The following is a 25074-nucleotide window of genomic DNA, read 5'->3' as shown; positions in this document are numbered from 1 at the left end:
GACAAAAAACCCGCGCCATTGCGCGGGTTTTTTTATGCTCGTAGCAAGGCAACCCAGACAGACAAGGACCTAAACCATGAGCCAGCAACAAGTCATTATTTTCGATACCACGTTACGCGACGGTGAACAGGCATTGCAGGCGAGCCTGAGTGTGAAAGAGAAGCTGCAAATCGCACTGGCCCTCGAACGTATGGGTGTTGACGTCATGGAAGTCGGCTTTCCGGTTTCTTCGCCTGGCGATTTTGAATCTGTTCAGACCATCGCCCGCCAGGTCAAAAACAGCCGCGTGTGCGCCCTGGCGCGCTGCGTTGAGAAGGACATTGACGTTGCCGCGGAATCACTGAAAGTTGCCGAAGCCTTCCGTATTCATACGTTTATTGCCACCTCCCCGATGCACATCGCCACCAAGCTGCGCAGCACGCTGGATGAGGTGATTGAGCGCGCGATCTACATGGTGAAGCGCGCACGCAATTACACCGACGATGTGGAATTCTCCTGTGAAGACGCAGGCCGCACGCCAATTGCTGACCTGGCGCGGGTAGTGGAAGCGGCCATTAATGCCGGAGCTAAAACCATCAATATCCCGGACACCGTTGGCTACACCATGCCGTTTGAATTCGCCAGCATCATCAGCGGCCTGTATGAGCGCGTACCGAATATTGATAAAGCGATCATCTCCGTCCACACCCATGACGATTTAGGCCTGGCGGTCGGTAACGCCATTGCCGCGGTCAATGCCGGGGCGCGCCAGGTGGAAGGCGCTATGAACGGTATCGGTGAACGCGCCGGTAACTGCTCGCTGGAAGAAGTGATCATGGCGATCAAAGTGCGCAAAGACATCATGAACGTGCACACCAACATCAACCATAACGAAATCTGGCGCACCAGCCAGATGGTCAGCCAGATCTGCAACATGCCGATCCCGGCCAACAAAGCTATCGTCGGCACCGGCGCGTTCGCGCACTCCTCCGGCATCCACCAGGATGGCGTGCTGAAAAACCGCGAAAACTACGAAATCATGACCCCGGAATCCATCGGTTTGAATCAGGTGCAACTGAACCTGACCTCCCGCTCCGGGCGTGCCGCCGTGAAGCACCGTATGGATGAAATGGGTTATAAAGAGAGCGATTACAACCTGGACAATCTGTATGACGCCTTCCTGAAACTGGCGGACAAAAAAGGCCAGGTCTTTGATTACGATCTGGAAGCGCTGGCCTTCATCAACAAACAGCAGGAAGAACCCGAGCATTTCCGTCTGGATTATTTCAGCGTGCAGTCCGGTTCCAGTGCGATGGCAACCGCCTCGGTCAAACTGGTGTGTGGCGAGGACGTGAAAGCCGAAGCCGCCAACGGCAACGGTCCGGTAGACGCGGTGTACCAGGCCATCAACCGCATCACCGATTACAACATCGAGCTGGTCAAATATCAGTTAACCGCCAAAGGTCACGGTAAAGATGCGCTGGGCCAGGTAGACATTGTGGCGAACTACAATGGCCGTCGTTTCCATGGCGTAGGGCTAGCGACCGATATCGTCGAATCGTCCGCCAAAGCGATGGTGCACGTGCTGAACAATATCTGGCGTGCCAGTGAAGTAGAAAAAGAGCTGCAACGCAAAGCCATTAAAGAAAACAATCAGGAAACCGTGTGATGTCTAAAAATTATCATATTGCAGTTTTGCCGGGCGACGGTATTGGCCCGGAAGTGATGGCGCAAGCCCTGAAAGTACTGGATGCAATTCGTAGTCGTTTTGATATGCGCATTACCACCAGCCACTACGATGTGGGTGGCATTGCGATTGACCGTCACGGCAACCCGCTGCCGCAGGCCACCGTTGAAGGCTGTGAGCAGGCCGACGCCGTGCTGTTCGGCTCCGTGGGCGGCCCGAAATGGGAAAACTTACCGCCTGCGCAACAACCAGAGCGCGGCGCGCTGCTGCCGCTGCGTAAGCATTTCAAGCTGTTCAGCAACCTGCGTCCGGCGAAGCTGTACCAGGGCCTGGAATCTTTTTGCCCGCTGCGCGCTGATATCGCCGCCAACGGCTTCGATATCCTGTGCGTGCGTGAATTAACCGGCGGCATTTACTTTGGTCAGCCGAAGGGTCGCGAAGGCAGCGGCCAGCATGAAAAAGCCTTTGATACCGAGGTGTATCACCGTTTTGAGATCGAGCGCATCGCCCGCATCGCGTTCGAATCGGCGCGCAAGCGCCGTAAAAAAGTGCACTCCATTGATAAAGCCAACGTGCTGCAAACTTCGCTGTTGTGGCGTGAGATCGTCAATGAAGTGGCGCAGGAATACCCGGATGTCGAGCTGGCGCATATGTATATCGACAACGCCACCATGCAGCTGATTAAAGATCCGTCCCAGTTTGACGTGCTGCTGTGCTCCAACCTGTTCGGCGACATTCTCTCCGACGAGTGCGCGATGATCACCGGCTCCATGGGAATGCTGCCATCTGCCAGCCTCAACGAGCAGGGTTTTGGTCTGTATGAGCCAGCGGGCGGTTCTGCACCGGATATCGCCGGTAAAAATATTGCTAACCCGATTGCCCAAATCCTGTCGCTGGCGCTGCTGTTGCGTTACAGCCTGGATGCCAACGATGCCGCCGATGCTATCGAAGCGGCCATCAACCGCGCGCTGGAAGAAGGCGTTCGCACCGGCGATCTGGCTCACGGCGGCGCTGCCGTCAGCACCGATGAAATGGGTGATATCGTTGCCCGTTATGTTTCCGAAGGGGTGTAATCATGGCTAAGAGCTTGTATGAAAAGTTGTTTGACGCGCACATCGTGCACGAAGCGCCGAACGAAACCCCGCTGCTGTATATCGACCGCCATCTGGTGCACGAAGTGACGTCACCGCAGGCATTCGACGGCCTGCGCGCGCATAACCGCCCGGTGCGTCAGCCGGGTAAGACGTTTGCGACCATGGATCATAACGTCTCCACGCAGACCAAAGACATTAACGCCTCCGGCGAAATGGCGCGCATCCAGATGCAGGAGCTGATCAAAAACTGCAACGAATTCGGCGTGGAGCTGTATGACCTGAATCACCCGTATCAGGGCATCGTGCACGTTATGGGCCCGGAGCAGGGCATCACCCTGCCGGGAATGACCATCGTGTGCGGCGACTCCCACACTGCGACGCACGGCGCGTTCGGTGCGCTGGCCTTCGGTATCGGCACCTCAGAAGTGGAACACGTTCTGGCGACGCAAACCCTGAAACAGGGCCGCGCCAAAACCATGAAGATCGAAGTGAAAGGCACCGCCGCGCCGGGCATTACCGCGAAAGATATCGTGCTGGCGATCATCGGCAAAACCGGCAGCGCAGGCGGTACCGGACATGTGGTTGAGTTTTGCGGTGACGCGATCCGTGCCCTGAGCATGGAAGGCCGTATGACGCTGTGCAACATGGCGATTGAAATGGGCGCAAAAGCGGGCCTGGTCGCACCGGACGACACCACGTTCAACTACGTGAAAGGCCGTCTGCACGCGCCGAAAGGCGAAGATTTTGATGCCGCCGTAGCCTACTGGAGAACCCTGACCACCGATGACGACGCGGTTTTCGACACCGTTGTCACCTTACAGGCGGAAGAGATCGCCCCGCAGGTCACCTGGGGGACGAACCCAGGCCAGGTGATTTCCGTGACCGATTTCATCCCCGATCCGACCTCGTTTGCCGATCCGGTAGAACGCGCCTCCGCTGAAAAAGCGCTGGCCTACATGGGTCTGAAACCGGGCGTGCCGTTAACCGACGTGGCAATCGACAAAGTGTTTATCGGCTCCTGCACCAACTCGCGTATCGAAGATCTGCGCGCGGCGGCAGACATTGCCCGCGGTCGCAAAGTGGCACCGGGCGTGCAGGCGCTGGTGGTACCCGGTTCCGGCCCGGTGAAAGCCCAGGCGGAAGCGGAAGGTCTGGATAAGATCTTTATCGAAGCAGGCTTTGAGTGGCGCTTACCGGGCTGCTCTATGTGTCTGGCGATGAACAACGACCGTCTGAATCCTGGCGAGCGTTGCGCATCCACCAGCAACCGTAACTTTGAAGGTCGTCAGGGGCGCGGCGGTCGCACGCACCTGGTCAGCCCGGCGATGGCTGCCGCTGCGGCGGTCACCGGTCACTTCGCTGATATTCGCAGCCTGAAATAAGGACACCATCATGGCAGAGAAATTAATTCAACATACAGGCCTGGTGGTTCCGCTGGATGCCGCCAACGTCGATACCGACGCCATTATTCCCAAGCAGTTTTTGCAGAAAGTGACGCGCACCGGTTTTGGCGCACACCTGTTTAACGACTGGCGTTTTCTCGATGACAAAGGCGAGCAGCCGAACCCGGAGTTCGTGCTGAACTTCCCGCAATACAAAGGCGCGTCGATCCTGCTGGCGCGGGAAAACTTCGGCTGCGGCTCCTCGCGTGAACACGCGCCGTGGGCGCTGACCGATTACGGCTTTAAAGTGGTGATTGCCCCAAGTTTTGCCGACATCTTCTACGGCAACAGCTTCAACAATCAGCTGCTGCCGGTGACGCTGAGCGACGCGCAGGTCGACGAACTGTTTACGCTGGTACAGGCTAATCCGGGGACAACGTTTGAAGTGGATCTGGAAGCACAGGAAGTGAAAGCAGGCGGCAAATCTTACCGCTTTGAAATTGACGCCTTCCGCCGCCACTGCATGATGAACGGCCTCGACAGCATCGGCCTGACGTTACAGCATGAAGACGCCATTTCCGCGTATGAAAGCAAACAACCCGCGTTTATGGGTTAAGTCACCTTACCCGGCCTGGATTATCAACGCAGGCCGGGTTTCTGCCTACACGTCCTTCACCCGCGCGGTTATCGCCAGCGTCACCACAGAAATCGCCGCAATCACCCAGTACACCACGCCGTGACCGTAGCTTTGCGCCAGCGCCCCCTGAATCACCCCGGCGAGGATCACGCCCGTTGAAATGCTATTGGTGAACAGCGTGGTAGCTGAACCCGCCCGCCCCGGCATCAAATCCTGGAACCACAGCATGCCGATCCCGGCGACGATACCGATGAAAATAGCGTTAAACAGTTGCAGGGCGAGCAGCGCCGGCTGGCTGTGAAAGAAAATCAGCCCAAGGTAAAAAAGCACGCCTGCCGCCATCGCCAGCGTCATCATGCAGCGTTTGCCGAAACGCTTCACATAATATCCCGCGAGGATCATCGCCGGGATCTCCAGCCCCGCCGCCGTGCCCATCAGAATACCCGCCAGCTTATCCGGCAGCCCCAGATCCCGGCTGATCCACAGCGGCATATCGATGATGTACATGGTGTTGCAGGTCCACATCAGGGTCGAAGCGATAAACAGCATCCGCACGTTTTTATCGCTCCAGCCGCTGACCTGGGTGACCGGCACGTCGGTGGGTTGTTCAACGCGCGCCACCGACGGCAGCATCAGCGCAATCATCGCGAGGCTGACGATAAAGATCCCGGCGGCGATGGAAAACATGGTGGTAAAGCCGTAATTGAGCGCCAGCATAAACGCCAGCGGCGGGCCAATCACCCATGCCAGAGAAAGCTGCGCGCGCATAATTGAGCTGAACATCACCACTTCCCGCGCGGAGTTGTCGGCATATTCACGCGCCAGCGCGAAAAGCTGCGGCATCGCGGTATTGGCGATGGAAGCCAGCAGCACGCCGCAGGTAATCAGCGTCAGATAATGGCGGTTAAAGGCGAACAGCAGCGCGTTACCCGCCGCCATCAGGCAGCAAAACATGATCAATTTGCGCCGATCGCCCTGGCTGTCGGATCGTTTCGCCAGCCATAAGCTCACCAGGATCCCGGCGATGGCATTAACGGTATAAAACAGGCCCACCCAGAACGGCTGCGCGCCGACTTCGCGGCTGAGAAATAAACTCAGTGTCGGTGCCTGCAATGCCCCGGCTACGCCCATCATGAAAGCCACAATCATAAAGGCGGCGTAGACCGCGTTAAGACGTCGTCCCATCGTCAAAAGCCAGAGCATAATGAATCCCTTGCGCGAGTTAGAAATGAAAAAAGCCAGCAGATAGTAGCTGCTGGCGTGGCGAAAAGCACCAATACTCAGTCACACATGATGGCCGCGATTCAGATTGCAGATGTCCCCTCCTCGCTTTCATCGGAGAGAAGTATTGGCTTAATATAGGGATTAATAAATTGATGAGTTTTTGTCAGGAGTTCCCCTTTTATGCCGTCTGGTCGTCTGCAACAACAGTTCATCCGCCTGTGGCAATGCTGCGAGGGGATGTCACAGGAAACCACGCTGAGCGAACTGGCGGAATTGCTCAACTGCTCGCGTCGCCATATGCGCACGCTGCTCAACACCATGCAGGCGCGCGGCTGGCTGACATGGGAAGCGGAAGCCGGGCGGGGTAAGCGCTCACGCCTGACATTTTTGTATACCGGCCTGGCGCTGCAACAGCAGCGGGCCGAAGATCTGCTTGAACAGGACAGAATCGACCAGCTTGTGCAACTGGTCGGTGACAAAACCGCCGTGCGGCAAATGCTGGTTTCGCATCTGGGGCGCAGTTTCCGCCAGGGGCGGCATATTTTGCGGGTGCTTTATTACCGCCCGCTGCGCAACCTGCTCCCTGGCACGGCGCTGCGCCGTTCAGAAACCCATATCGCCCGGCAGATTTTCAACGCGCTTACCCGCGTAAATGAGGAAAACGGGGAACTGGAAGCGGATATCGCTCACCACTGGAAGCAGATCACGCCGCTGCACTGGCGCTTTTATCTGCGCCCCGGCATTCATTTTCATCATGGCCGCGAGCTGGAGATGAGCGATGTGATCGCCTCCCTGCAACGCATTAATACGCTGCCGCTGTACTCGCACATCACCCATATCGCTTCGCCCACCGCCTGGACGCTGGATATTCATCTCTCCGAGCCGGATAGCTGGCTGCCCTGGCTGTTAGGCCATGTCCCGTCGATGATCCTGCCGCGCGAGTGGCCGTCGCTGGAGCGGTTTTCCAGCCAGCCCGTTGGCACAGGTCCTTACGCGGTCACGCGCAATAATCACAGCCAGCTTAAGATCCAGGCCTTTGAGGATTATTTTGGTTTCCGGGCACTGATAGACGAAGTGAATGTCTGGGTCCTGCCCGAAGGCAGCGACGATCCCGGCCACGGCCTGACGCTGGAAGGCCCCATCGACGATGAAAAGGCGACAGAAAGTCGTCTTGAAGAAGGGTGCTACTACCTGCTGTTTGACAGCCGCACCCATCGCGGCAACAGCCAGGCGGTGCGCGAGTGGGTAAGCCGCATTCTTTCCCCGGCCAGCCTGCTTTATCACGCCGACGATCACCATCAGCGCTACTGGTTCCCGGCCTACGGTCTGCTTCCGCGCTGGCATCATGCGCGCCCGGCGGGCAACGACGTTGAAAAACCGGCCGGGCTGGAATCCCTCACCCTCACCTACTACCGTGAACATGTCGAACATAAAGTCATCGCCCGCTCCATGATCGACCTGCTCGCCGCGCATCAGGTCACGCTGAATATTCAGGAAGTGGATTACGACGAATGGCACAGCGGCGAAATCGTCAGCGATATCTGGCTTAACAGCGCTAATTTCACTCTGCCGCTCGATTTCTCCCTGTTTACCCATCTGTATGAAGTGCCGTTAGTCCAGCACTGCATTCCCCGCGACTGGCAGCAGGACGCCACGCAATGGCGCGCCGGCGAGATGAATCTGGCGGCGTGGTGCCAGCAGTTGCTGGCAGGAAAAGCCATCGTGCCGCTGATCCACCACTGGCTGACGCTCAACGGCCAGCGCAGTATGCGCGGCCTGCGCATGAATACGCTGGGGTGGTTTGACTTTAAATCGGCGTGGTTTGCACCGCCGGATCCGTAAGGGGGCGCAGCGCGCGATGCGTAATAACTGAGTACGGGTTCACAATGTGGCATCAACGCAGCCAGGAATGCTGAACTGATGCCCTCCTGATTTTATTTAGCCATAGATTTATTTGCCGAACTGAACCATATTAAATATTCATCTCGCAGCGTGCACGCGACAGAATAAATTTTATTAGCCACTTTTTACCCTATTGTTTTTAAAGGAGAAAGCATGAAGACAGTTGAAGAGGCGATTGATGATCTGCAATGCCGTGCTTTAGCGTATGAAATAATTTTTCAGTCTATTTTTTCTGAACTGCCCGAATTTTTTAAAGAAAAAACCATAGAAAATATTCAACTCAATTTCAAAGCCTTTGAATCCGGTGCACACACTGACGCAGGGAAAGTAAAACTTCAGGCGGCGAAAGATGTTGCCGCCAGAATTATCAGAGCGAAACTGTAATTTTTCTCACGCGCAGAGAGAATCACCAATAATTTCGCTTTGATATCAACGTCATTAATATTTATTTCATGACCTGGCCGCGTTTTGTCATTATTCGGCTTTGACTGACAGGGCAACGTCTTTCACCGCAGCCTCAACCCCTGCTGCATTCATCTGAATGCTGGCGATCACCTCACCCGCTTCACGCATCAGTGCAACGCCTTCCCTGGTGTTCATCAGGCTGTTTTCAATGCCGCTGAGTACCTCTTTAGCCAGCTGATTGTTGCCCGCCACGACCCGCTCAATTTCTTCGGTAGCACTACTGACGCTTGCAGCGAGAGAGCGTACTTCTGCGGCAACAACTGCAAAACTTCTTCCTGATGCGCCCGCCCTCGCGGCTTCAATCGCGGCATTCAGGGCAATAAGCCGTGTCTGCATGGCAAAGCTGCGGATGGTTTCCACCATATCGTCGATACTGTCAGACTGATCGTTGAGCCGGGAGACATCGGCGGAGACCGCCCCCATCCCCTGCGCAATTCTGTCAATCATACGGATGCTGTTTTCAATCACGCTGGCACCGTTCTGTGCACTTCCTCGTGTCTGCACGGCCATATCCCATGCATGCACAGCCGCCTCCTGCTCTCTCTGGTTCCGCTGAACGTCAGCCGTGACATCTGTAGCGAATTTCACAATTTTATAAAGCTGCCCGTCGCTGTTAAAGACCGGGTTATACGTTGCCCGGAGCCACAGAGGTTCTCCGCGACGGTTCAGGCGCGGAAACTGACCGGAAAAAAATTCGCCCTGATTCAGCCTCTCCCAGAACTGTCGGTATTCGTCACTTTTATACAGCTCCGATGAACAAAACAGACGATGGTGCTTACCGATCACATCACGTCGTTCATAGCCCGTGGTGCTGAGAAAGTTTTCGTTTGCTTCCAGCACGTGACCTTCAGGGCTGAAGGAAATAATCGCCATAGAGCGGTTGATCGCATTGACGATCGCTTCCTGCTCAAGCGCAGCATGTATGCGCTGAGAAATATCGGCAGCAATTTTAATCACTCTGATCACCCGGCCACGGCGGTCAGTAATGGGAATATAACTGGCCTCAAGCCATACGGGACGATTTCCCTTTGCCAGCCGCAGGTACTTGCCACTAAAGCTCTCGCCCCTGGCCAGACGCTCCCAGAACTGGCTGTATTCCGCTGAACTGACAAGCGACGGCGGGCAGAAAATACGGTGGTGCTGACCGGTTATTTCCTCAGCCCGGTATCCCATCGTGGAGAGAAAAAGCGGGCTGGCCTTTTGTATTGTCCCTTGCGGACTGAATTCAATGACAGGCTTATTGTGACAAATGGCTTCATAAGAATCGGCTGACCGCAGGCGACTCAGGGAGAAAATATGTTTAAGTGACAGCATACGCATCAGATTTACCGGGTAATGTAGGAGCTCATCTGTTTATCGGCAATCCTGCCAGCCGCGTTATGTATTGCTGTGATAGTTGCAGGTTATTACTGCGGGCCGGGGTTTGTAATCTGCCTCTCCTGAAGGCATTATTGCCGGCTGTCTTTTACAGTTAGGGAAGGCGCAATCAATTGTGCCGCGGCATCGGCAAAGACGTTAATACGCAGTACACCAAAGCGACCACGGCCAGGCGCGTTGACAGTATCCAGCGCAGAAGAAATCGTATCAAACCCGCTGGAAAGCTTTTCGGCGATCTCCTGGCCGAGCGCCGTTGACGATACCGATCGGCTGGTTCTGTTAAGCAGTCGGGCTCCCAGCCGGGTTTCAAGCCGTCTGATGGCATGGCTTACGGCTGAAGATGAGAGGCCCAGCTCGATGGCCGCAAGTTTAAAACTTCGGCAGCGTAAAACGGTCACGAACGCCTGAAGATCGGCGAAATCAATACGTTCCATTTATATGATGAACCTCATTAATCGATTCAATGAATCTGGCACATCTTTTAGCATAAGAATTCAGCCCGGGTAAACGCTAAGCTCTGTTATCACAGTCGTAAACGCAGGTGGTTAAAGCCGACGCGTTCATTGCAGTTCAGCCAGTAAGGGATAACGTATGAAGAACAGAATTCTTGGTAAAACCGGTAAAAGCGTATCTGAAATTGGCTTCGGAGCCTGGGCTATCGGTGGAACGTGGGGGGAAGTCAGCCTGGAGGATGCGAAAGGCGCTTTGCACGCGGCACTGGACGCGGGTATGACCTTTATTGATACCGCTGACGTTTACGGCGACGGACGCTCTGAAAAAATCATTGCCCAGGTGCTAAAGGAACGGGGCGGCGAACGTCCCTTTATTGCGACTAAAGCTGGCCGCCGTCTTTCTCCCCATGTCGCCTCAGGTTACACCGAAAAAAATCTCAACGAGTTTGTCGATCGCTCCCGCGATAATTTGCAAACTGAAACGCTGGACCTGGTTCAGTTGCACTGTCCGCCCACCGAAATTTATTACACGCCTGAAGTCTTCGCGGTGATGGATGAAATGATCAGCGCCGGAAAAATTCGCAGCTATGGGGTTTCTGTGGAAAAAGTTGAAGAGGGGTTTAAGGCACTTGAGTACCCAAACGTTTCCTCTATTCAGCTGATTTACAACATTTTCAGGCAGCGCCCTGCCGAACTTCTGCTGCGTGAGGCAAAGCGTCGGGATGTGGGCATTATCGCTCGCGTACCGCTGGCTTCCGGCCTGCTGACCGGCAAAATGAAAACGGACACGGCATTCTCAGCCGATGACCACCGCGCTTTTAATCGTAATGGGGAGCAATTTGATAAGGGGGAAACCTTTGCAGGTGTGCCTTTCGACGTTGCGCTCGATGCGGTGGAGGATATCCGACGCCTTGTACCGGGTGATACCACAATGACCAAATTCGCCCTGCGCTGGATCCTCATGAATGAGGACGTCTCTGTAGTGATCCCTGGTGCCAAAAACCGTGCGCAATCAGAGGCTAATGCGCAGGCAGGTGACATCAATGCGCTTTCAGATGACGTGATGACAGCCCTGAAAAAGATTTACCAGCAAAAAATATCCCCATGGGTTCATCAGCGCTGGTAGTCGCTCTGGAAAATTAACGCTAAAAAAGGGAGGGTTCGCGAGGCCGCTGAGCGATGTGCTTACCCCCCTTTTCTTTCTCTACGGTTGTCGCTAACCTGTGCGGCTTGCTTTTATAGGGATGTCGTCAAGCACGATGCAAAAATTCACGCTTCTTTTACTCAGTCTGGTGCTACTGGGCCCGCTGGGCATTGATCTCTACCTTCCTACCCTGCCAGACATTGCGCGGGGGCTGAACACGCCGGTCACGCTGATCCAGACAACCATTCCCCTGTTTTTGCTGGTAATGGGTTTAGGTCAGATTGTTGCGGGTCCGTTGGTTGATAATTTTGGGCGCAAACCTGTCGCCATAGCCGGGCTCCTGCTTTATCTGCTGGGAAGCGTTCTGGCTGCCACTGCAACCGGCTGGCCGCAGTTCCTCAGCGCGCGTATTGTTCAGGGTTGCGCGGTTTGCTGTACCGCCGTGGTGGCGTTCAGCGGCGTCCGGGATCGTCTTGAAGGCGAGGAAGCGGCACGAGCCTACGGTTTCCTTAACGGTGCCCTGAACATTGTGCCAGCGCTGGCACCGATGTTGGGTGGTTTCCTGGCTGATGCGTTTGGCTGGCGTGCCCCCTTCTGGTTTCTGGTCAGCTATGTGCTGGTCATTGGCCTGATGATCCTCCGTTTCCTGCCTGAAACACGTCCGGCCGGAACGCAGGCAGTTAAGGGACTTCCGCTTGTCCAGTACGCCCGGATCCTGCGTGAACCCCGTTTTCTTGCTTTTACGTTTGCTAATGCCGGTGCAATGGGCATGGTGCTCACCTACGTGTCACTGGCCCCGCAGGTGCTGATGACCCAGGGTAAACTCTCTGCCCTGCAGTTCTCTATCGTCTTTGGCGCTAACGGTTTCTGGATCATGCTGTGCAGCCTGCTGGTAAATAAAATAATCCGCAAGCTGGGCCGGCCCATCTGTCTGGCTTTGGGTAGTCTGGCAATGGCCTGTGGTGCTTTGACGATGCTGGCAGGCATGGCCCTCTTCCCGGCAGAAATGCAAACCAACTGGGCGTTGTATATGCTCCCGGTGGCTATTTCGGTTACCGGTCTGGCCTTTACGGTCGGCCCGGCAACCAGCTATGCGCTGGAACCTTATAAGCAGCAGGCTGGCGTGGCTTCGGCCCTGGCAGGATTTATTCAGATGGCGGGCGGCTCTTCTGCCGGTTTACTGGCGATGGCTCTGCCGGTAAGCGAGAAACTGGCGCTGAGTGCGATGATGATTATCGGTGCCGTGCTGGCCGCGCTGGCGTGGATGTGCAGTAAGAATGTACGCGGTACGCTTACCGCGCTAAAAACCAGATAACCTCATCAGTGATGACATTGTTACCCACAGCGCCACCCTGCTGTCAGGACCTGAGTTGCAGCGTATCGGCGAACTGAAGGTAATATTGCTCAATGAGTTTCTGTCCGTTGTCCGGGGAGAACAGGTACAGTCGCATGAGCCCTTCAAAAACAAGGGAAAGACGCTCTGTAACGGCATCGGGATTGATCTCAGCAGATATCTGACCGCTGCTCTGGGCCGCACGTATCCTGCTGTGAACACTGTTAATCAGGCCAGATTCTGAATCACGAAGGAGTTCGGCGACATGGGGGTTACGCGCACCTTCACTGGCGATCTCAGCACGTAAAACCGCCACCGCGTGTCCTTCGGGTGTGAGGAAGATCTCTGCCAGCAGTTCTTCAATCGCCTTGCGACTGAAATCCGTACTCCAGAAACGACTGATCAGATTGTGATGCCGCTGCAGATCGAGTTCGATAAGCGCCAGGATGAGGGCGTCCTTGCTCGAAAAGTACTGGTAAATGTTCGCAACGCTGACCCCTGCGGCCGCACTGATTTCGGAAATGGATGAGGCGTGAAACCCACGCTGTATAAAGCAGCGTCGGGCCCCGTCGAGGATCTGAGTCATGCGTTCTTCACGCGCATGCTCATTTACGGGACGCCCGCGCATGGGCTTGTCTGCATCAGTTTTCATTTTCACAATATATTCCATTCAGGTAACACAAGGACGGCACCGGGATGGCGTCGTCCTCAGTTTGCAGGTAAGGCCAGCCATACAGTGTACGAACTATCGAAGCGAAAGATAAACGTCAGAATGACGCCGACGTTGCCTCAACGCTCGCATAGACCTTGATTTCCTGAAACTGCTCAATCGCACGTGGCCCACAGAGGACGCCGATACCACTTTGCTTGAAGCCGCTCTGTTCAAAGTGCTCGGACATGACGCCCCAGCAGTTTAGCCAGATATGCCCGGCTTGAATAGCTTTGCCGACTCGCCGGCAGCGCGCCGTGTCGCCCGAAAACACCGAAGCGGCGAGACCAAATTCCGTCGCGTTTGCACGCATGATGGCGTCGGCTTCGTCTTCAAAAATCTCGAAAGTCTGGACTGGCCCGAAGACCTCGGACTGGATGACCCAGGCGTCCAGGTCCTGAACTTCTATCAGGGTGGGTCGGTAGAACGCGCCCGCAGCCAGAGGGCCTTCAACCACCGGGCCACCGCGCACCAGAATGTTTGCATAAGATTCTGCTTCCTCGACTACAGCATCAACGCGCTGAACACTGGCTTTGTCGATGAGTGGGCCGAGCTGCGCCTGTGGATCGTCGCTTTCGCCGAGCCGGACGTTCTGATAAGCCTCGATCAGCGCGGCGCGTAACCGGTCGGCAATGCCACGCTGGGCCAGTACACGTGAACCGGTGCAGCAGAACTGCCCGTTCATTGCGACCAGCGCCATGACGATCTGCGGTACAACTTCATCAAGGTTTGCATCATCGAATACGATCAGCGGCGCTTTGCCACCCAGTTCCAGATTCAGACGTTTAAGCGTTTTGGCACCGTTGGCGGCAATGAGGCGGCCTACCTTAGTGCTGCCGGTATAGCTGATCATGTTCACCAGAGGTGAATCCACCAGCATGGAGGCACCGATACTTCCGGTTTCGGTGATCACATTCAGTACACCCGGCGGCAGCGATTTGACTGCGGCGATTGCACCGGAAAACAGGGCGTTGGTAAGCGCGGTTTGATGTGGCAGCTTCAGCACCACCGTACAGCCGGCAGCCAGTGCGGGAGCGACAGCGCGTACTGACAGGATAATCGGCGAGTTCCACGGCGAGATAACGCCCACAACGCCAAGAGGTTCGGGATCGGAATGAAAGTGCATCCCCGGCGCGGCTTCAAGGGCGCGCCCACCGGTCTGCAACAGCGCCGTGGCGGCACCATAACGCAGCCACTCCACCGTTAATGCCAGTTCCCACTGCGTCTGCGCCAGCAGCTTACCCCCTTCGCGGGCGAGCTGGAGTCCGATCTCATCTACCCGCTTTGCGACCTCGTCGGCCAGCTCAAACAGGGCACGCGAGCGCAGGGAGCGTTCCTGGGACCAGCTTGTGGTGTCGAAAGCCGTACGGGCGGCCTCGATCGCCTCGCGTGCTTCGTCAGCGCCGATGTCCAGGTAATTTCCCAGCGGCTGGCCGGTTGAAGGGCTGACTGCCTGCCTGATTGTGCCTCCGTTGTTCCAGCTACCGTTGATCCAGTTCTTTGCAGCTTCAGTCAAATTCGTGCATTCCATGGTATTTCCTTTCAGAGTATCCCGCGCATTGATCGACGCAGACGCGGTGCGGGTAATCCCAGGTCTGAGCGGTTGACGCCGAAGCTAAAGGCTGCCCGTTCGCTTCGTGTTAATATAAAAGTAAGTGATCATTTATATAAATGCAACGCTATTTTACTGCGCGCAGAAATGTTGGGGGAAACCCGCTGGCGTGGACGAGACTCGTTTTAGTAAGGATATGGTGGTTATGGAGCAGGCAGTTTGTGTTTTGCTGCCCGCTACAGGTGGATTGTCACTGTCCCGAACGCGGGTCTTCAGTGAACGACATGTTTATTGCGTTCAAACGGAAAGATTATGCGCAAACTCAGGCCGCAATAACCCGGCACAAGGCTTTATAAATCTTTCAGCAGGTTAGATGAGAGCTTGCGAAGGAGATCTAACTCCTCATCTTCCATCTGCATGGTACATCTCATTTTCCCGGGCAGTGCCAGCAGAGCCTCTTTCATCTCATTCGCCTTTTCAGTCAGGACAACATTTTTCATCCTTTCATCACCGACGACAGCCATTCTTTTCAGAAATCCCTTTGCCTCAAGTTTTTGTACAAGCGGCGTCAGCGTTCCTGAATCAAACAATGTCTTCTGACCAAGCGCCCGTAACGGGATATCGTCCTCCTCATACAGGGCCATGAGCACGACAAACTGTGGGTAGGTCAGGTCAAATTCTTTCAGTAAAGGTCGATACTGGCGGATCAGCGCGTTTGTCACCGAGTACAAAGAAAAGCACAGCTTTTCTTCCAGGATGCTGTTTTGTTTCATTGAATTAGTCCCGGCAGGAAGATATCTGAATAGTATAAATAATATTTGATAGAAAGAATATTGCGCGCAAGTTTAATTCATCAATGTTAGCGGACCGCTTATCCTCCACTGCCGCCGCCCCTTCACATAACCCCTGAAAACTTTTCATAAAATAGTCGTTGTATTTATATAAGTGATCACTTACTTTTATATTCAACGTGACGGAGACCAGTGAACTTTAGCTTCCGCGTTAACCAGGCAGACAAAGGGGGATTACCCGCCCCTAATCTGTGTCGATTGCTTTGAAGAGAAATTTTTGGCGCGCCCAAATTTCATCGGGCGGATGAATAGCGAGAATGGAGTCCCTGCTAATCAACTGATTTATAAGATTTAATTAATGGAAACAAAGATATCCAAAAAAGATGGAAGAATAATGTTTGACTGAAAGAATATTGCGTGCAAGCATTATGCACACAAGATAGATACCGAAAACAACCGGCGCTCAACTGAATAATACAATCAACACACATCTAACGAGGCTTAATCATGAAAACCGTATCCGCTGTCCTGACTTCTGCTCTTTTCGCATCCGCCACCGCTGTGGCTTCCGAAACACCGGTCAACCTTCCCGCTCCTACGGCCGGAGTGCAGGCATTTCTCAACGTGCTGAACTCAGGTAACGGCAAGCCCATGGAACAAATGACTCCGCAGGAGGCCCGTCAGGTACTGGTTGGGGCACAGAAGGGCGTTACGCTGCCATCTGCGCAGGTTTCAGAAAAAATCATCACGGTAAACGGGCAATCCATAAAGCTGAAAATCGTGAAACCGGACAACGCTACCGGCACCCTTCCTGTATTCATGTTCTTCCATGGCGGCGGCTGGGTACTGGGAGATTTCCCGACTCATGAACGTCTTATCCGTGATCTGGTTCGTTCATCCGGCGCGGCTGCGGTATATGTGGACTACACACCGTCACCGGAAGCTCACTTCCCTGTCGCAATTAACCAGGCATATGAAGCAACCAAATGGGTGGCTGAACACGGTCAGGAAATTGGTGTAGATGGCAGCCGTCTGGGCCTGGTCGGTAACAGCGTCGGGGGGAATATGGTAGCTTCCGTGGCGCTGCAGGCTAAACAGTTTAACGGGCCGAAGATCCGTTATAACGTGATGCTGTGGCCGGTAACTGATGCGAATTTTGATAACGCATCCTATAACCGTTACGAAAACGGCTATTTCCTGACGAAAAACATGATGAAATGGTTCTGGGATAACTACACCACCAGCGCGTCAGACCGTAATAATATTCTTGCCTCCCCGCTGCGGGCCACCACGGAACAGCTGAAAGGATTCCCGCAAACCTTAATCCAGACGGCGGAACTGGATGTTCTGCGCGACGAAGGTGAAGCGTTTGGCCGCAAGCTGGATGCCGCCGGTGTGCCTGTGACCGTGACACGCTACAACGGTATGATCCATGACTATGGGCTGCTGAACCCGTTAAGTCAGGAGCCCACTGTAAAAACTGCGCTGGAGCAGGCGGGTGCAGCATTACATAAGCATCTGGAATAATATTCGTAAATGCTCAAACAGCGCGGCCAGAGGTCGCGCTGTTTCGTATCAGAAAACCCCATCACGCAGTCATCTTATTCTTTGCGGTAAATCCCCGTATCAGCCTTCATCTCTGAATGCCGCTTTCGCTCATAGCCGACTTTCAGTTCAGGTAGCGTGTTTGCTTTGTGCCATAAACAGACGTATTAAAGATCAGATTCTATAATCCAGAACGCTGAAAAGGGTTCTGCTTTGAGGTTTGCGACATGACTACCTTTCATCAACTGACTGCCACCAGCCTGCGTGGGCAGCCCGTCTCTATGGCCGACTATGCGGGGAAGCTGGTTCTGGTGGTGAATACTGCCAGCCATTGTGGTTTCACACCGCAATACGCCGGCCTTGAAACGCTCTACAAAAAGTACGCCGCTCAGGGGCTGGTGGTGCTGGGTTTCCCCTGCAACCAGTTCGGTAAGCAAGAACCCGGTGGAGCCGACGACATTGCGCAGACCTGCCACATTAACTACGGCGTGAGCTTCCCGATGTTTGAGAAAGTGGAGGTCAACGGCAGCGCAACGCACCCGCTGTTTCGTTACCTGAAAGACGAATTGCCCGGCGTGCTGGGTGGGCGGATCAAATGGAACTTCACAAAGTTCCTGGTCGGGCGCGACGGCAGACCGCTCAGGCGTTTTGCACCAATCACTTCCCCGGAGAAAATGGAAGCGGCTATCCTTGCTGCCCTGGAAACCTGAGTGTTTCTCTCATTCGAATCCTTCACTTTCAGAGAGCTTCCGCTGTTCGGTCAGCCGCAGTCCGGCGTCGAAATTCGCCCGGCGGCATGCCTGCGTATTTTGTGAATGCGACATTGAACGCACTCGCAGACTGGTAACCTGTGCGGAAGGCAATCTGTTCGATTTTATCCTTGCCGCTCATCAGGGCTTTCCTGGCTAACGACATTCGCCAGAAGAGCAGATATTGCATGGGAGACATGCCGACCGTCTCGCTGAATACGGCAAAAAAAGAGGATCGGGACATCGCGCAATCCCGGGCGAGCTGCGCTATTTGCCAGTCAGCGCCGGGGTTTTCATGAATGAGATGCAGCGCAGTGGCGATCTTTTCATGTTGTAACCCTTTCAGGATACCTGCCGTATTCGACAGTTCGGGATCACTGCGCAGCGCCTCCACCAGCAACAGTTGCAAAAGATGCATCAATACCGCATCACGCCCCGGTCGCCGGGTCCGGCTTTCATCGAGCAGCAGTTCAAACAAAGTGACGAAACGACGCTGCCCTTTAATCAGGATCTCATTGGGGAGCAAAGCAACGATAAGCTGTTTGTCCGGCGTGTCGAACTCACAGTGACCCACATTCATGAGAAATTCAGCCGGCCCCGTGGTTGAGCCAATTCTTACGTGCCCGTCGCCAAGGAGCGTGGGCACCGTAATGCCAACAGGCGGAGCAGTTCCCGCACTGGTGTTTTCAAATGTGTACGTGGCGGGGATCAGAACAAAATCACCGGCAACAAGCAAAGTGGGAGCTTTACCGTTAATGCTCATCAGGCATTCGCCTTGCAGCACGGCACAGTAAAACGCCTCTCCGGAAGACTCGCGGAGAACCCGCCACTTCCCTGCCCCCTCAACAAGTTTTGCACGCGTTGGCCTGGGGTTGAGCAAAGCAACAATATCGGTTAACGGATCTGACACTGGACTCTCTCTCAATAAAAGTGGATTTCTGATTATATATTGTCCAGTCGTGGGTGGCTATGATGGCTGCACTAACCCACAGAGAGGATTGACCATGGCGACTGCACTGATTACCGGATGTTCTTCAGGTTTTGGGCTGGCAACAGCAAAACTTTTTTTAGCTAAAGGCTGGGATGTCATTGCCACAATGAGAACGCCGGATGCGACGCTTTTCCCTGAAAGCGACAGGCTGACGATATTGCCGCTGGATATCACTTCTACGGACAGCATTGCGGATGTGGTGAAAAAGGCTGGCACGATTGACCTGCTGGTCAATAACGCCGGTCTTGGCGCAGCGGTCCCCGTTGAACTGACTCCCCTGACAACCGCGCAGCAATTAATGAACACCAATGTCCTGGGCACACTGTCACTAACTCAGGCGTTTCTCCCGTTGATGAGAGAGAGAAAATCAGGGGTGATCATCAATGTTTCTTCGTCCGTGACCACCAAAGCGATGCCGCTGATTGGGCTTTATCGTGCCAGTAAAGCGGCGCTGAATGCGTGGAGCGAATCATTAGCCATCGAAGTCAGGCCATTTGGTATTCGCGTTCACGTCGTGTTACCGGGCCGTTCGCCCGAAACGAAGTTTGGCGAAAATGCGCAGGCGTATTTTGGCGGGCGGGACGATCCAGACTATGAAAACCTGGTGAATGAATTTATCCAGGCGGCTGGCAATGCCCATTCACCCGTGACGCACGAGGGAGATGTGGCGGAAGCCATTTTTGCCGCGGCTAACGATCAAAATACCCCGCTGTACACCGCCGCAGGTGAAGATGCGCAGCAATTTCTCACTCAGGCGCAGCAACGTTCCCCTTTTCTGACTGATTGATCCGGCTGAAATTGAACAGCAGGTTCAGGGCGGTAAAGAGCTGAAAGAAGTGCTGACGGAGTTGATCCCCGGTATGGATGTCAGCAGCCAGAGGCGTACCAATTACGGTATGAATATGCGTGGTCGTTCAATGATGGTGATGGTCGACGGCGTGCGTTTAAACGCCACGCAATGGCACCACGCGGCGAGATGAATCTGGCCGCGTGGTGCCAGCAGATGCTGGCAGGAAAAGCCATCGTGCCGTTGATCTACCACTGGCTGACGCTCAACGGCCAGCGCAGTATGCGCGGCCTGCACATGAATACGCTGGGGTGGTTTGATTTTAAATCGGCGTGGTTCGCGCCGCCGGATCCCTGAGGGCAACGACAGAGATTTTTACGGCTATTCGCCGTTAATGGCCCGAAAAGAGGGAGTATTCCTATGATTAATGGCACTTAAATGTAAACAGTGCGTTATGGTAAAGTGACGGAATGGGAATAATCCTAATTCATTCTGGAGTCATTAAGCCATGGGGAAGACCTCTTGGGCCTGGCGGATATATTCGGGCTTTATTTTATTTATTCTTACGATTTTCCCGGCTTTTTCCGCGCTTGCCCTGTCGAATGGATGTCTGGCGATTAATGCGCTCTCGGGTTCAACGTCTCTTGCTTTTAACACCAATAGCTACCCCGCTTCGGATTTCCAGACGGGAGATACCCTGACCATCAGTTTTACCGACAGCGGCGCGGCGGTCGGCACGCCGACATCGTCGGCGGACAGTATCGGTTTTACCACCTATACACAGAATCGGTTTCAAACCTATAACGCGGCTAACGCGACAAGCTCAACCCCTCATAGCGTTACGCTGAGCCTGACGACCGGTGATCTTGCCACCAACGGCCTGCGGATCAGAGCCTCGACGACAAAGAGTCAAATCAGTGGGCTGACGTTCAGTTGCACGGGCGTGTCTGCTGATTCAGATGATGCCACCCTGTCAGGTTTAACCCTGTCTGCTGGCACGCTGTCGCCCTCATTTAGCGCAGGCAACACCGGCTATACGGCCTCTGTCGCAAACAGCGTGACCTCGGTTTACGTGACGCCCGTCGTGAATGAGAGTCACGCCACCGTTACGGTCAAGGGTTCTGCGGTCGCTTCGGGTTCGACTTCGTCAGATATCAGTTTGCTGGCGGGTGGTGACACAATCATCCCGATTGTGGTCACGGCCCAGGATGGCACCCTAAAAACCTACACGATAACGGTGACGCGCGCGGGGGCGTCGCCAGTGGCGGCCAGCTCCAGCATTAACGTTTTAGCCAATAGCGCCAGCACGACCGTACCGCTTGCGCTGAGTGGCGGCGCGGCAACATCCATCTCGGTGGTGACATTGCCTCAGCACGGAACGATAACCCTTTCAGGCACGACCCTCAGTTACAGCCCGACAGCCGGTTTTTCCGGCAGCGATTTCTTTACTTATACCGCGAGCAATAGCGGCGGGAGCTCGGCACTCGCCACGGTGACAATCAACGTCATTCCGCCCACGCTCCAGTTCACCCCCTCTTCTGGCGCGCTTAGCGCGGCGACCGCAGGCAACCTCTGGTCGCAAAACCTGACGGTGAGCGGAGGCACCGCGCCTTATACATGGCATTCCAGCTCGCTGCCTCAGGGACTGTCGCTCAACGCGACCACCGGCGTACTGAATGGAATGCCTGCTGCGGCGGGAAGTTATGTGTTTCAGGTCAATGCAACCGATGCCTATGGCGTAACGGGGAGTGTGATTTATAGCTTAGTGGTCAATGAGGCCGCGCCCATTGCGGGCAATGTGTCATTAATCGTCAGTGCCGACAGCAGCGTCCCCGTTCCGCTCAACCTCTCAGGCGGAACGGCGACCGGCATCGCTATCGCCAGCCCGCCGTCACACGGTGCGGCGGTCGTCAGCGGCACGCTTATTACCTACACCCCGACATCGGGGTATTCCGGTCCCGACAGCTTTACCTATACCGCCACTAATAGCGCCGGAACCTCGGCGTCCGGCACGGTGACCGTCACGGTTACCGCGCCTGCCCTGACGATAGCGCCCGCGCAGGGCGCTTTGCCTGCGGCGATTGCCGGGAACGCCTGGACGCAGGGCTTTTCCGTCTCCGGCGGGACCGCGCCTTACACCTGGAGCGCGAGTGGCCTGCCGGCTGGCCTCACCCTGAATGCCACGACAGGGGTGCTGAACGGAACGCCCGCAGCGGCCGGGAATGCGCTGTTCCAGATAACCGCGACGGACAGATACGGCGCAACGAAGACGGTTAATTATTCATTAACGGTAGGCGACGCAGCGCCTGTTGCGGGTAATGTGTCGGCGACCGTTAATCCTGATACCAGCAGTCCCATCGTGCTGGCGCTCTCCGGCGGCCCCGCCACGGCGGTAAACGTCGCCAGCCCCCCGTCGCACGGCAGCGCCATCGCCAACGGCACCGTCATCACCTACACCCCGGCTCCGGGGTATTCAGGCGCCGACAGCTTTACCTATACCGCCAGCAACAGTAGCGGGACCTCCGCACCGGCGACGGTGACGCTGACGGTCAGCACGCCGCAGCTGATTATTACGCCTGCTGCGGGCGCGCTCCCTAAAGCCACGTCAGGCGCCCACTGGTCACAGAATTTGACGGTCAACGGAGGCGCTGCGCCTTACGTCTGGCACGCCAGCGGATTACCTGCGGGGCTATCGCTGAATAGCGCTACCGGCGTGCTTTCCGGTACGCCTGCCGCCGCAGGTTACGTGGTGTTCCAGGTCACCGTGACTGATGCCCATGGCGCAACCGGAACCGTCAGCTACTCGTTTGAAGCAGGCGATGCGATCCCGAATGCGGGTCATGTTTCGGTAACGGTAAACCCCGGCAGCAGCACGCCGGTGCCGCTGGTTTTCTCCGGCGGAACCCCATCAACAGTGAACGTTGTCAGTGCCCCCTCTCACGGCAGCGCGGTAGCGCAGGGCAACGCCATTATCTATACGCCCGCACCCGGCTACTCAGGAATCGATAGCTTTACCTATACGGCCAGCAACAGCAGCGGAACATCCGCCCCCGCCACGGTAACCATCACCGTGAGTTCACCGGCGATGATCGTCACCCCGGCAACAGGCGCGCTGCCTGCCGCCACGACCGGTACGGCATGGTCGCAACGCGTGGCTGTTTCAGGCGGGGCGTCGCCCTACAGCTGGAAGACGAGCGCATTACCCGCAGGACTGTCGCTGGAAGCCAGCACGGGCCTGATTTCCGGCATACCGCTCACCTCCGGCCATTATGCCTTCCAGGTGACAGCCACCGATAGCCAGGGGGTGACCGGTACGGTGAACTATTCATTGCTGATTAACGCCGAGGTTCCCGTAGCTGGCGAGGTGACCACGACGGTAACCGCCGGGGCGAAAGCGTATGCGATCCCGCTGGCCATTAAAGGGGCAGTGACCTCCATCGCCATTGTGACTCCCCCTGCCCATGGCACCGCTGTGGTTTCCGGGCTGAGGATCCTCTATACCCCCTTCAGCGATTATTCGGGTCAGGACAGCTTCACTTACCGCGTCACGGGCGTATCCGGCGCCTCATTGCCGGCGACCGTTTCCCTGAACGTCACCTCGAACGATCTCGCTTTACTTCCGGCAAGCGCTCAGCTGCCGCCGGGCGTGGCAGGTCAGACTTACCTTCAGGCGTTCACCGCGTCAGGCGGCACTGTGCCGTATCGCTGGCAGTTATCCGGTACGCTTCCCAAAGGGCTGTCCTTTACCGACGGGCAGATTCATGGCGTGCCAGACGCTGCCGGTCGCACAAGCTTTACGCTGACGGCGACGGATGCGGCTGGGAACACGAAGTCTGCCCGCTATACGCTAGTTATTAACCCTGGCGCGCCCACCGGGGCTGACTACAGCGCCTCCGTCAGCGCGGGTAAATCGGTGACCATCAACCTCACGGAAAAGGCGACGGGAGGCCCGTTTACCGGCGCAAGCCTGCTGAGTCAGCCAGAAAAAGAGCAGGGCACCGCCTCGCTGCATACTTCCGGCAGCAATTACCAGATGACCTTCACCGCCGATCCGCAAGCAAGCGGTACGGTTGTTCTTCGCTATGTGCTGAAAAGCGCTTATGGCACCAGTCAACCGGCGAATATCACCCTGACCATCGCCGGTCGCCCCGATCCGTCGAAAGATGCAGAGGTGACAGGTCTGATTAGCGCGCAAAATCAGGCTGCGCAAAATTTTGCCCGCGCGCAAATTCGCAATTTCAGCGACCGTCTGGAAAAGCTGCATAGCGATGCAAGCCTGCCATCCGACCTGTCGGGTATTCGTTTTATGATGCCTTACTCACGGCCTGAACGTAGCGCAGAAAGCCGGATGCACATCACCGAACCCCGGCAGAAAAACAGGCCCGATGAGACGGCGGCGACGCCGCTGGCACCTGTGCTCCCGCTGTCCACGCGTCAGGAAGCGACCCGGCTCTCCTACTGGACGGGCGGGTACGTCGATTTTGGTAACGACAATGCCGACGGCATACGGTTTAGCCATACCACCGTTGGCATCACGACAGGCGTCGATTACCGCTTTACCGAATCCTTCACCGGCGGCTTAGGTATTGGCTTTGGACGTGATGTCAGCGACATCGGGGATGAAGGTTCACGCAGCAATGGCCGGGCATTCAGCACGGCGCTGTACGGCAGTTATCACCCTGACGCCTGGTTTGTTGATGGGCTGATGGGAATGAGTCGGCTGAGTTTTGATTCTACCCGTGCCGTCAGCGGCGACAGCGCCTGGGCGCGAGGCAATCGCTCAGGTCATCAGGCGTTTGGCGCGCTGATTTCCGGCTACGAGTTCCTGACGCAGGACAGCCTCCTCTCACCTTATGCTCGCCTGCAATACTACCGCACCTGGCTTGATGGCTACGCTGAAACCGGCGCGGGATATAACAGTTTGGCTTTCGCCGCGCACTCTTTTTCCCAGTTTGAAACCAGCGTGGGTTTGCGCGGTGAACATCGCGTTTCCTTTGACTGGGGCGTCGCCAATTTCCAGGGCCGTCTGGAGTACTCGCAGAAGCTGAATGAGGACAACAGCGCAAGGGTGGGCTACGCCGATGTGGGTGATGACACCTGGCGATTGCCGCTCTATGAGCAAGCCCAGCAAACCATGACGTTGGGTACAGGGGTCGATTTCCTGCTGTCTGACAACGTCACGCCAGGCCTCGCTTATCAGGGCACGCTGGGGCTGGACGACAGCCGCACGCGGGATCAGATGGTGATGATCCGCGTCAATATCGGCTTTTAAAA

Annotated in this window: 19 protein-coding genes and 2 pseudogenes; 14 read left to right on the top strand and 7 right to left on the bottom strand. The window is 55.7% G+C overall.

Translation table 11 applies throughout. The features are described from left to right. Positions 1–76 precede the first annotated feature (76 nt). From leuA to leuD, 4 genes are read left to right on the top strand one after another with little or no spacing between them, the layout of a single operon-like run. On the top strand, positions 77–1648 hold the full coding sequence (leuA, locus tag BM373_RS12795; RefSeq protein WP_090461974.1) for a 2-isopropylmalate synthase: 1572 nt from the start codon (positions 77–79) through the stop codon (positions 1646–1648). After that, entirely contained in the window at positions 1648–2739 is a 1092-nt protein-coding gene (leuB, locus tag BM373_RS12790; RefSeq protein WP_090461973.1) for a 3-isopropylmalate dehydrogenase, read from the top strand. Before leuA ends, leuB begins: the two co-directional genes overlap by 1 nt. A 2-nt stretch (positions 2740–2741) precedes the next feature. Beyond that, positions 2742–4142: a 3-isopropylmalate dehydratase large subunit gene (leuC, locus tag BM373_RS12785; RefSeq protein ID WP_090461971.1), complete on the top strand. Its 1401-nt coding sequence runs from the start codon at positions 2742–2744 to the stop codon at positions 4140–4142. 10 nt (positions 4143–4152) lie between these two features. Beyond that, on the top strand, positions 4153–4758 hold the full coding sequence (leuD, locus tag BM373_RS12780) for a 3-isopropylmalate dehydratase small subunit (RefSeq protein WP_090461970.1): 606 nt from the start codon (positions 4153–4155) through the stop codon (positions 4756–4758). A gap of 45 nt (positions 4759–4803) precedes the next feature. Here leuD and BM373_RS12775 read toward each other — a convergent pair whose 3' ends face one another. After that, complete coding sequence (locus tag BM373_RS12775) at positions 4804–5982, bottom strand: sugar efflux transporter (protein ID WP_090461967.1); 1179 nt, start codon at positions 5980–5982, stop codon at positions 4804–4806. 201 nt (positions 5983–6183) lie between these two features. Between BM373_RS12775 and sgrR the strand changes: the two genes are divergently transcribed. Both sgrR and BM373_RS12765 read left to right on the top strand, forming a co-directional pair. Continuing rightward, positions 6184–7845 carry an HTH-type transcriptional regulator SgrR gene (gene sgrR / locus BM373_RS12770; protein WP_090461965.1) on the top strand — a complete coding sequence of 554 codons (1662 nt, stop codon included), beginning with the start codon at positions 6184–6186 and terminating at the stop codon, positions 7843–7845. A gap of 213 nt (positions 7846–8058) precedes the next feature. Next, complete coding sequence (locus BM373_RS12765; RefSeq protein WP_090461963.1) at positions 8059–8289, top strand: hypothetical protein; 231 nt, start codon at positions 8059–8061, stop codon at positions 8287–8289. 90 nt (positions 8290–8379) lie between these two features. Here the strand turns inward: BM373_RS12765 and BM373_RS12760 are convergent, their stop codons facing one another. After that, positions 8380–9684, bottom strand: a complete 1305-nt coding sequence (locus BM373_RS12760) for a methyl-accepting chemotaxis protein (RefSeq protein ID WP_371261114.1) — start codon at positions 9682–9684, stop codon at positions 8380–8382. A 134-nt stretch (positions 9685–9818) separates the two neighbouring features. Then, a complete protein-coding gene (locus BM373_RS12755) occupies positions 9819–10181 on the bottom strand; it encodes a LysR family transcriptional regulator (RefSeq protein ID WP_218159469.1) in 363 nt (120 codons plus the stop codon). 157 nt (positions 10182–10338) lie between these two features. On the opposite strand from BM373_RS12755, the gene BM373_RS12750 reads away from it, so the two are divergent. Together BM373_RS12750 and BM373_RS12745 are read left to right on the top strand one after the other, a co-directional pair. Next, entirely contained in the window at positions 10339–11325 is a 987-nt protein-coding gene (locus BM373_RS12750; RefSeq protein WP_090461960.1) for an aldo/keto reductase, read from the top strand. Positions 11326–11458: 133 nt separating this feature from the next. Then, entirely contained in the window at positions 11459–12658 is a 1200-nt protein-coding gene (locus tag BM373_RS12745) for a multidrug effflux MFS transporter (RefSeq protein ID WP_090461959.1), read from the top strand. Positions 12659–12701: 43 nt separating this feature from the next. Here BM373_RS12745 and BM373_RS12740 read toward each other — a convergent pair whose 3' ends face one another. From BM373_RS12740 to BM373_RS12730, 3 genes are all read right to left on the bottom strand, one after another. Further along, positions 12702–13328 (bottom strand): TetR/AcrR family transcriptional regulator, encoded by a 627-nt coding sequence (locus BM373_RS12740; RefSeq protein WP_256214642.1) that lies wholly within the window; start codon positions 13326–13328, stop codon positions 12702–12704. A gap of 115 nt (positions 13329–13443) precedes the next feature. Then, positions 13444–14916, bottom strand: a complete 1473-nt coding sequence (locus tag BM373_RS12735) for an aldehyde dehydrogenase family protein (RefSeq protein WP_090461955.1) — start codon at positions 14914–14916, stop codon at positions 13444–13446. Between the two features lie 371 nt (positions 14917–15287). Beyond that, the gene (locus BM373_RS12730) at positions 15288–15710 is read right to left on the bottom strand and encodes a MarR family winged helix-turn-helix transcriptional regulator (protein ID WP_090461953.1); all 423 of its coding nucleotides are present in this window, start codon (positions 15708–15710) and stop codon (positions 15288–15290) included. A 525-nt stretch (positions 15711–16235) separates the two neighbouring features. On the opposite strand from BM373_RS12730, the gene BM373_RS12725 reads away from it, so the two are divergent. Then, positions 16236–17255, top strand: coding sequence for an alpha/beta hydrolase (locus tag BM373_RS12725; RefSeq protein WP_090461951.1), 1020 nt, complete (start codon positions 16236–16238; stop codon positions 17253–17255). A gap of 245 nt (positions 17256–17500) precedes the next feature. Then, entirely contained in the window at positions 17501–17983 is a 483-nt protein-coding gene (locus BM373_RS12720; protein WP_090461950.1) for a glutathione peroxidase, read from the top strand. 28 nt (positions 17984–18011) lie between these two features. Here the strand turns inward: BM373_RS12720 and BM373_RS12715 are convergent, their stop codons facing one another. After that, entirely contained in the window at positions 18012–18932 is a 921-nt protein-coding gene (locus tag BM373_RS12715) for an AraC family transcriptional regulator (protein WP_090461948.1), read from the bottom strand. Positions 18933–19026: 94 nt separating this feature from the next. On the opposite strand from BM373_RS12715, the gene BM373_RS12710 reads away from it, so the two are divergent. The 4 genes and pseudogenes from BM373_RS12710 (at position 19027) to BM373_RS12695 (ending at position 25072) form a co-directional block, all read left to right on the top strand. Further along, positions 19027–19800: an SDR family oxidoreductase gene (locus BM373_RS12710; protein ID WP_090461946.1), complete on the top strand. Its 774-nt coding sequence runs from the start codon at positions 19027–19029 to the stop codon at positions 19798–19800. Further along, a pseudogene (locus BM373_RS12705) lies at positions 19793–19972 on the top strand (TonB-dependent receptor plug domain-containing protein); the annotation flags it as partial. The gene BM373_RS12710 and the pseudogene BM373_RS12705, both read left to right, overlap by 8 nt. Positions 19973–19983: 11 nt before the next feature. Next, positions 19984–20157, top strand: a pseudogene (locus tag BM373_RS12700) (transcriptional regulator SgrR); the annotation flags it as partial. Positions 20158–20308: 151 nt separating this feature from the next. Beyond that, entirely contained in the window at positions 20309–25072 is a 4764-nt protein-coding gene (locus tag BM373_RS12695; RefSeq protein ID WP_090461943.1) for an Ig-like domain-containing protein, read from the top strand. Positions 25073–25074: the final 2 nt, after the last annotated feature.

The organism is Enterobacter sp. kpr-6, assembly GCF_900116015.1.
Taxonomy (GTDB): Bacteria; Pseudomonadota; Gammaproteobacteria; order Enterobacterales; family Enterobacteriaceae; genus Enterobacter_D.
This window is presented reverse-complemented; position numbering and strand designations above follow the sequence as displayed.